The sequence below is a fragment of the Leisingera sp. SA32 genome (genome assembly GCF_056033425.1).
In genome coordinates this window covers 1-7802 of sequence record NZ_JBVYHB010000037.1, presented here as the reverse complement: position 1 = coordinate 7802, position 7802 = coordinate 1, and the positions used below count along the sequence as shown (strand labels likewise).

The 7802-nt window shown below is 58.8% G+C and carries 5 protein-coding genes, 2 pseudogenes and 1 other annotated feature; of the genes and pseudogenes, 3 read left to right on the top strand and 4 right to left on the bottom strand.

Going from position 1 to position 7802, the window contains the following annotated elements:
* Positions 1-68: 68 nt before the first annotated feature.
* Together AC0IPL_RS22170 and AC0IPL_RS22165 are read left to right on the top strand one after the other, a co-directional pair.
* Positions 69-1195, top strand: a protein-coding gene (locus AC0IPL_RS22170; RefSeq protein ID WP_474275345.1) for an IS3 family transposase whose coding sequence is annotated in 2 segments (ribosomal slippage) — positions 69-333 and positions 333-1195 — 1128 coding nt in all. Because the reading frame shifts where the segments join, the coding sequence is not laid out codon by codon here.
* 51 nt (positions 1196-1246) lie between these two features.
* Positions 1247-1390 (top strand): hypothetical protein, encoded by a 144-nt coding sequence (locus AC0IPL_RS22165; protein WP_474277540.1) that lies wholly within the window; start codon positions 1247-1249, stop codon positions 1388-1390.
* 198 nt (positions 1391-1588) lie between these two features.
* Here AC0IPL_RS22165 and AC0IPL_RS22160 read toward each other — a convergent pair.
* The 3 genes and pseudogenes from AC0IPL_RS22160 to AC0IPL_RS22150 all read right to left on the bottom strand — a co-directional run bounded on the left by AC0IPL_RS22160 (position 1589) and on the right by AC0IPL_RS22150 (position 6091).
* Positions 1589-2697 (bottom strand): annotated as a pseudogene (locus AC0IPL_RS22160) (IS3 family transposase).
* A gap of 119 nt (positions 2698-2816) precedes the next feature.
* Positions 2817-5252, bottom strand: coding sequence for a hybrid sensor histidine kinase/response regulator (locus tag AC0IPL_RS22155; RefSeq protein WP_474277536.1), 2436 nt, complete (start codon positions 5250-5252; stop codon positions 2817-2819).
* 275 nt (positions 5253-5527) lie between these two features.
* Positions 5528-6091: a DUF429 domain-containing protein gene (locus AC0IPL_RS22150; protein WP_474277532.1), complete on the bottom strand. Its 564-nt coding sequence runs from the start codon at positions 6089-6091 to the stop codon at positions 5528-5530.
* A gap of 282 nt (positions 6092-6373) precedes the next feature.
* On the opposite strand from AC0IPL_RS22150, the pseudogene AC0IPL_RS22145 reads away from it, so the two are divergent.
* Positions 6374-6601, top strand: a pseudogene (locus AC0IPL_RS22145) (transposase); the annotation flags it as partial.
* 37 nt (positions 6602-6638) lie between these two features.
* Here AC0IPL_RS22145 and AC0IPL_RS22140 read toward each other — a convergent pair.
* Positions 6639-7802 (bottom strand): IS3 family transposase gene (locus tag AC0IPL_RS22140; RefSeq protein WP_474272577.1). Its coding sequence is split into 2 segments (ribosomal slippage), with 1165 coding nucleotides annotated over them: positions 6639-7579 and positions 7579-7802; the frame shifts between segments, so codons are not numbered across the junction. This gene is flagged as partial in the annotation.
* Positions 7470-7586, bottom strand: a sequence feature (AL1L pseudoknot). It overlaps the preceding gene by 117 nt.

Here is a 7802-nt window from a genome sequence, read left to right as displayed (position 1 = left end):
TGGAACGCCCCCACTGAAGTGGTCCACCTTTTGGGATAGAATTATCCCGTTTTCAGGAGGACGACGAGATGGCCGGCAAGCGAGAGAAGCCCGAAGATATCGTGCTGAAGCTGCGACAAGTTGAAGTGCTGCAAGGGCAAGGCAAATCAGTTCAGGAGGCCGTGCGGCAGATCGGAGTGACGGTTCAGACCTACTATCGATGGCGCAAGGAGTATGGCGGCATGAGCCGCGATCAGCTCAAGCGGCTGAAAGAGCTGGAAGCTGAGAATACCCGGCTCAGACGAGCCGTGTCGGATCTGACACTGGACAAGATGATCCTGGCCGAGGCCGCACGGGGAAACTTCTAAGCCCTTCCCGCCGCAGGCAGTGCATCAACCATGTGCAGCAAACCCTCAGCGTATCGGAGCGCAGGGTTTGCCGCACATTAGGTCAGCATCGCTCTACGCAGCGCAAGGTGCCCTGTGGTCTACCGGACGAAGCCCGGCTGACCGAGGACATCACCGCGTTGGCCGAAGAGTTTGGCCGCTATGGATATCGCATGATCACTGGGCTGCTGAACAACAGCGGCTGGCATGTAAATCACAAGCGCGTTGAACGGATCTGGCGGCAGGAGGGGCTTAAAGTCCCGCAAAAGCAACCCAAGAAAGGCCGACTTTGGCTGAATGATGGTTCCTGCGTCCGGCTGCGGCCGGAGCGCCCGAACCATGTCTGGTCCTATGACTTTGTTCAGGACCGAACCCACGACGGGCGGATCTTCCGCACGCTGAATATCATCGATGAGTTCACGAAGGAGGCGCTGGTGATCCGGGTCAAACGCAGGCTCAATTCAACGGATGTGGTCGACGCATTGACGGATTTGTTCATCCTACGCGGCCCGCCGGAATACATAAGGTCGGATAATGGTGCAGAATTTATTGCCAAGAAGGTGCGTGCCTGGATCGATGCCGTCGGTGCGAAAGCCGCATTCATCACCCCCGGCTCACCATGGGAGAACGGCTACTGCGAGAGCTTCAATGCCCGTTTCCGGGATGAGCTGCTCAACGGCGAGGTCTTCACCACGTTACGCGAGGCCCAGATCCTGATCGAACGCTGGCGGCGTCACTACAATACGGTCAGGCCCCACAGCGCCTTAGGATACCGGCCGCCAGCGCCCAAGAGCATTGTCCCGATAGACCAAAGGCCGACTATGCACTAACATTCAAACTGGACCACCCGATGGGGGCACACCAGTGCAGATGACTTTCTGATGATTGACGGCGTGGCCGATTTTGCAACCTTCTCGGCCTCTGCAACCCAAATGGGCGACGATATTGTGTTCGACAACGGCACCAGCTCAATCTTGATCCGGGATACAGAACTGGCAAACATGTCGGACGCTGACTTTATTTGAGATGATATGCAGGATAGCCAAACCGGTCGGCGGTGGGGCAAAGGGGACAGGGAACATGCCCTGCCCCCTCGATCACCCTCATTCGACCTTCGATCCCCGTTTCCAGATCAAGGCAGGGCGGCTAAGTGGACCCTATGACGCGCGGGCCTTTCCGGAGGCAGGGTAATCCCCCCGTTTTGCGAGACTTGGTCGTAGAATTTACGCGGCCAACTTCAGTTTCTGTGCGGGTGTCATGCCGCCGTTGCCCATGTTCGGGCGTTCATGGTTGTAGGACCAGAGCCATTCGGTGGCAATCTGCTTCACCTCGTCGATGGTTTCGAAGATGTAGAAGTCCAGCCATTCATGCCGGACCGCCCGGTTGTAGCGCTCGACGTAGGCGTTCTGCTGCGGTTTTCCCGGCTGAATGTGGGCCAAGGCGATGCCCTTGTTTTGGGCCCATTCCATGACGGTGCCACTGACGTATTCCGGGCCATTGTCGACCCGAATGGTTCGGGGCGCACCGCGCCATTCGATGATCTGGTTCAGTGCCCTGACGACGCGTTCCGCGGGCAGCGAGAAGTCGACCTCGATGCCGAGCCCTTCACGGTTGAAGTCGTCCAGGACGTTCAGGCGCCGGAACTGACGCCCGTCCCCGAGGCGATCCGCCATGAAGCCCATCGACCAGACCTCATTCGGGGCCCCAGGCACGGCCAGTTCATCCGGCCTTTCCCGCTTCAGGCGCTTGCGTGGCTTGATTGTCACCCGGCAGGGCATCCCGCAGGTAGAGAAAGCACAGGCCGAAGCCCCGGGTCTTCGTCGCCTTCGTAAGCCCAAGCAGCAGATCGGCGATCTGCTCGTTTCCGTTATCCCGCTTCGGGCTGTATCGATAGCAGGTCTCGCTGACATCGAATGCCCGACAAGCCAACGCGATGCTGACACCCTTCTACGACCTCGCTTTCACGGCCAGCTCTCGGCGTTGAGCTGGCCGGATCGTTCGATCCTTCTCTCGAACCAGTGGCGTTCAGGATCTTACTTATCCGAGCGCCTCCTTGAGCAGGTCGTTCTGCATGCTGACATCGGCAAACATGCGCTTCAGGCGTCGGTTCTCCTCGGCCATCGCCGCTCGCCATTGTCCTCGGACCAATGGCGGACAAAGGCTCGCTCTCACTGATCAGACTGGCGTCCATGCCGCCATACTTCGCCCGCCACTTGTACAGCGTGGCGCTACTCATCCCGTGCTCGCGGCACAGCTCGGCGGCTGGAACACCGCCCTCCATCTGGCGCAGCACAGCCATGATCTGCGCTTCTGTGAAACGCGTCTTCTTCATTGGAATCTCCTCGGTCATCCTGCCGAGAAAATTCTACTTCCGCATCCCCTTAAGATCGGGGCGGGGATTACCCACCCATCTGCTGAGCAGGAGACGATCCCCCCTTGCAAGAGCCACCGTCACGATCCGCGGGCCTGCTGCCGGAGCGCGACTTCCAAAGACCATTGGTCGTAGGGTTTGACTAGCTTCGTAATCCGGTCCCACAATCCGCTGTCCTCTTCGTAATCACGCGGATCAGCACCCGAAGCGATGATCACTGCAATATTCGGCCAAGTTTCCGACGCGTAGCGTACCAGATCCATGCCGTTCCCGTCGGGAAGGCCGAGGTCAGTAAGCATGACCTGCACGGTCTCACTGTCCAACACTTTTGAGGCTTCCTTTATCGTGCCGACCTCAACAACCTCATGACCCAAATCGGCCAGCATCTCCGCGGTCGCCATACGGATCAACACGTCGTCCTCCACCAGCAGCACGCGCGCTCCCTTGGCGCGCTGATCGCTACCATTCACCGCGTTGCCATTCATCTCCTGCGGGCCTTCTTGGGGCACGTCAGCGGGCCGTCGCCCGAGGATTTCGGCGAACTTTTGGGCCAAACCTTCCTGGGTATAGGGTTTGCTAAGCAAATCCACACCGTCCTCCAGCCGTCCGGCATGAACAATCGTGTTCTGTGTATAGCCTGAGGTGAAAAGAACCCCGATACCCGGCAGTCGCTCCTTGGCCTTGCGGGCCAGATCGGGGCTGCGCAGGGTACCAGGCATGACCACGTCGGTGAACAGAATATCGATCTGGATACCGCTATTGACAATGGCCAGCGCGCTGTCAGCACTGTCAGCGGTCAGAACCGAATAGCCGAGATCACGCACCAAATCGACGGCGGTATCGCGCACCGCTTCATCATCTTCGACGATCAACACGACCTCCCCATGCCCCTTGGGCGTCTCCGTGACGGGCAGCGCCTGCAGAACTTCTTCCTCTTGCCGCGTTTTCGGCAGGTAAATCCGAACCGTGGTGCCATGGCCTTTTTCGCTACAGATTTTGATGTGACCGCCGGATTGCTTGATGAAGCCATACACCATGCTGAGTCCAAGCCCGGTGCCCTCTCCGGTGGCCTTCGTTGTAAAGAACGGGTCAAAGACCTTCTCGATGATCTCCTGGGGAATCCCGCTTCCGGTATCGGTGATGGCAAGCACCACATACTGCCCGGGCGCGACATGCGGATGCGCCTCCGCATTGGTTTCGTCGAGCGACACGTTGCCCGCTTCGATCGTCAGTTTGCCGGAGTGGTTCATCGCATCGCGCGCGTTGATGGCCAGATTGAGGATGGCGTTTTCCAGCTGGACCGGATCGACGAGGCAATTCCACAGCCCTCCGGAAATGACCGTCTCGATTTCGATCGCGTCTCCCAGGGTCCGTCGCAGCATGTCATCCATGCCGCGCAAAAGCCGACCGACATTCTTTGGTTTGGGTTCGAGGGGTTGCTGACGGCTAAAAGCAAGGAGCTGCGCGGTCAGGTTTGCACCCCGCGTGACGCCAGTCATCGCGTTCTCGACAAACTTTCTTTCCGGCGCGCTGTCCGACAGCTCTTTCAGCAACAACTGAAGGTTGCTGCCGATCACCTGCAGGAGGTTGTTGAAATCATGTGCGACCCCTCCGGTCAACTGACCCACCGCCTCCATCTTCTGGGATTGGACCAGCTGCGCCTCGAGCCGGTCGCGCTCTGCCATCGCCTCTTCGACCCGGGCCTTCAACGCATTGCTGAACTCGATTTCGGCGTTTCGGGCTTTCAATTCGTCGGTGATGTCGCGCACTTCGATGACCGTGCCCACGGTCTTTCCGCTTCCGTCCTTCATGGGGGAGGCAGTGAACCCCACGGGGTAGAAGCTGCCATCCTTGTGAACAAAGGTTTCTTCGCCCTGAACCTGGTGGTCCTCGGGAAAAGCGCGATCAATTTCGCAGTCCTCGATAGGAAAATGCCGACCGTCGGGGTGGGTGTGATGAATAACATCGTGGAGGGGACGGCCTTGGGTTTCTTCGAACCTGTAGCCTGTGAGCGTTTCAGCAGCCTTGTTCATGAACACGCAATGCTGCCGCTCATCCATCATGAAGATCGCCATGGTGGTGTTGCTCAGGATCGCGTCCAGCCGCGTCGAGGCCTTTGTCAGGGCGGCCGCGGTCTCCTTCTGGTTCGTGATATCCTGAATGGCCGCGTAGAATACTCTCTCACCGTCGGTCGAGATCAGCTGCAAATGGACCCAAACGTCGTAGTGTGAGCCATCTTTTCTCAGGTGAAATGTCTCGAATTCCAACCCCGAGCGCTCCCCCTTGAGAAGCGGATCGACCAGCTGAAGAAATTCCTCTTCTGATATCGCGGGCTTGAGGTCCCAAGGGGTCTTGGTCCGAAGCTCCTCCATTGTGAACCCAAGGTTCTCACGGGCGCCCCGGTTAGCCAGAGAGAACCGGAAGTCGTCCACCGAGAAGACATAGACTTCGCTGGCAGCATCCTCGACGATACGCCCCAGTCGGTCGCTCGTCATGTTTCCCACGTTCTGCACCATCGCCCCCGCCCTTCTTCCCTTGTAGTTCGAGCATCGCACCCACTCAAAACCACGGACTGCACGTATAGTAACCTTCCAAACGGCCGCAGCCAGAACAAATTTCGAAATTTCAACCCCGTATATCACTTTTTTGGGGCGACGCCTTTGGCGTGCGACGGGGCCAAAGTCTGACCTTCTGCGAAGCGGGCATTCGCCGGAGCCAGCATCAAAGTCAGGTAATGGCGGGACGCGTCAATCTTCAGCTGCGGCTGGCTGCCGCCCCGGGCTGAGCTGCTTTATACGCCCTCGAACCAAGGGTAGCGAGCTCCGGGCACCACAAGTTCTATATCGTCCTCAAGGTCCGCGAAGAGATCAACAGTCCATTTTCCATTATACCCCATGGCTGCACACCAGGCGGCCACGATGGCATCACCCTCATGATCCGCCCCCGAGTTGACCACTGCGTCGTGATAGACCTCCCGGACCGCATTCGCGCCAGTTAGGCGGAGCAACAGCTTAGGGTGGCTCTCGTAGACCGGCAATCCAAGCCGCTTGGCAACAATCGCGCCATTCAGGGTCATGGAGCTGTATAGGGAGTTTTGAGCAATAATCGAGTTGCCGCCATATTTGCGTCGCAGCGCATTATCGCAGGCTCGCCCGCCCTGGGGTGACCAAGCCAAGAGGGTGTCGATGCCGATTGCAACCGCTGTCCTTGCATGGGCCTTGAGCCAAGACAATGCTTCGGCTGCATCGCGGACAGTCGCTTTGTACAAAACCTGTGGCGCGCCAGAAATCACCTGAATGGCAGCTACACCGTTTTTTCCTTTTCCGCCTGGGTCGTAACCAAGAAACAGCGTCATGCTATATGCCTCCTCGTTTCTGGAGGTGAAGCATCCTCCTGACCGGCGATCTTTGCGGCGGCTGAATCGCTGCGCAAGGCTTGAACGTCCGGTTCCGTGATGCTGGACCGCAGTTGGTGTCCCGTCAACGAAAGGCGGCTTTGGGTCGGTCGCAGCGCCCCGATGAGAAGGGCGAAAACCAGTCATCCGCCGCCGGTGCAAAGAACCCGTGCCAAGCTAGGCTCAGGACCCATTGATTTCCGGTGGGTGGCGTGATTCACGGTTCGAAAAATGAGCGGTGATATGTCTGATCTTTTCTGGCTGACGGACGCGCAGATGGCCCGTCTTGAGCCTCATTTTCCAAAGTCCCACGGCAAGCCGCTTGTTGATGACCGGCGTGTTCTGAGCGGAACTATCTTCATCAATCGCAACGGCTTGCGCTGGCGTGATGCTCCCAAAGATTACGGCCCGCACAAGACCTTGCACAACCGTTGGAAGCGGTGGAGCGACAAGGGCATCTTTGCCCAGATGAACCGCGCCGGGTTTGCCGGAGGCTGATTTCAGTTAGTTACGCGGCTCGTGCCTCAGTTTCCAGAGCGGCGTAGAAATTGGCCTCTGCTTCTGCCGGCGGAATGTTCCCGATAGGCTCGAGCAGACGGCGGTTGTTGAACCAGTCCACCCATTCGAGTGTTGCGTATTCCACCGCTTCGAAGTTTCGCCAAGGACCGCGGCGGTGAATGACCTCGGCCTTGAAGAGACCGTTGATCGTTTCGGCCAGCGCGTTGTCATAGCTGTCCCCAACGCTGCCGACAGAGGGCTCGATACCAGCTTCTCCCAACCGCTCTGTGTACTTGATCGACAGGTATTGGCTGCCGCGGTCGGAGTGGTGAACAAGCCCCATCGCCTTTGTCGGCCGCCGCTCGTGAACAGCCTGCTCCAGCGCATCGAGAACGAACCCGGCATGCGCCGAGGTGCTGACACGCCAACCAACGATCTTGCGGGCATAGGCATCGACAACGAAGGCGACATAGGTGAACCCCTTCCAGGTGGCGACATAGGTGAAATCGCTCACCCGGAGCATATTTGGAGCAGGCACCCGGAATTGCCGGTTCACTTTATCCAGCGGGCATGGGGCCTTCTTGTCGGGCACAGTCGTCTTGTGCGGCTTGCCCCGGATGATACCTTGAATACCCATGCTCCTCATCAGCCGGGCGACCGTGCAGCGGGCGACGTCGAAACCTTCCCGTTGCAATTGCCGCCAGACCTTCCGCACGCCATAGACTCGCCAGTTCTCTTCGAAAACCCGCCGGATCTCGGGCCGCAATGCCGCGTCACGCCGGGCACGGTCCGACCACCGGGCCGGATCAGCCCGCTTCGCCAGGTGGTCGTAATACGTGGAAGGGGCAATCGGCAGGACAGTGCAGATCGGCTCGACCCCATACTCCGCGCGATGCATGTCGATAAATGACACCATCACTTCGACCGGCGGTCGAGCTCCGCCATCGCAAAATACGCTGATGCCTTGCGGAGGATCTCGTTCGCCTGGCGCAGCTCGCGGTTCTCCCGCTCCAGCGCCTTCAGTTTGTCGGCCACATCGGTTGGAACGCCCGCCCGCTTGCCGCTGTCGACCTCTGCCTTCTTCACCCACTCATTCAGAGTGTGCGCCGAACAGCCGATCTTCGCGGAGATCGACATGATCGCCTGCCAGCGGGAACTGTGCTGGCCCTGGTTG